The sequence below is a fragment of the Mesonia maritima genome, assembly GCF_042433895.1.
GTDB classification, from domain to species: domain Bacteria; phylum Bacteroidota; class Bacteroidia; order Flavobacteriales; family Flavobacteriaceae; genus Mesonia; species Mesonia maritima.
On the sequence record NZ_JBHLUA010000028.1, the window covers coordinates 1 to 531 of the forward strand.

General features: G+C 42.4%; 1 protein-coding gene. It reads left to right on the plus strand.

What is annotated here, in order from left to right; all coding sequences use genetic code 11:
- Positions 1–531: transposase (locus ACFFGL_RS14815; protein ID WP_378928706.1), on the plus strand; the 531-nt coding region annotated here is incomplete at both ends.

Genomic DNA, 531 nt, shown 5'->3' on the forward strand with positions numbered 1-531 from the left:
TGATGTACAGGCAGAATGCCTGCAGCTCTTTCGCCTTATGGATAGTTACCTGAAGAAACGTACGGCGACCAAGAATAAACTTCACGCAGAAGAAGTTCTTGGCATTCCGTCCAAGTATGTTTATGGGTCTTTAAAGCGAGATATCAACCACTTGAACAAAGAGGTTAAAAGGATTGAAGATCGCTTACTGGAACTTGTAAAACAAGATCAGCAGCAGCAATTAACTTTGCTAACCAGTATACCTGGCATAGGGATCAAAACGGCCTTGTTTTTAGTGGTGATAACCGATGGTTTTACTAAGTTTGAGAAAGCTTCCCAGTTGTGTAGTTACGTAGGGATGACCCCAAGGATACGGGAATCAGGAAGTAGTGTAAGAGGTAGAAGCAGGATCAGTAAAGTGGGAAACAAAAAGCTCCGGAATCTGTTGTTTGTATGTGCGTTCAATGCGTGTAAATACAACAAAGGCTGTAGAGAGATTTACCAGCGTATTGTAGCTAAGGGTAAGAGCAAAAAGCTGGCTTTGATCGCAGT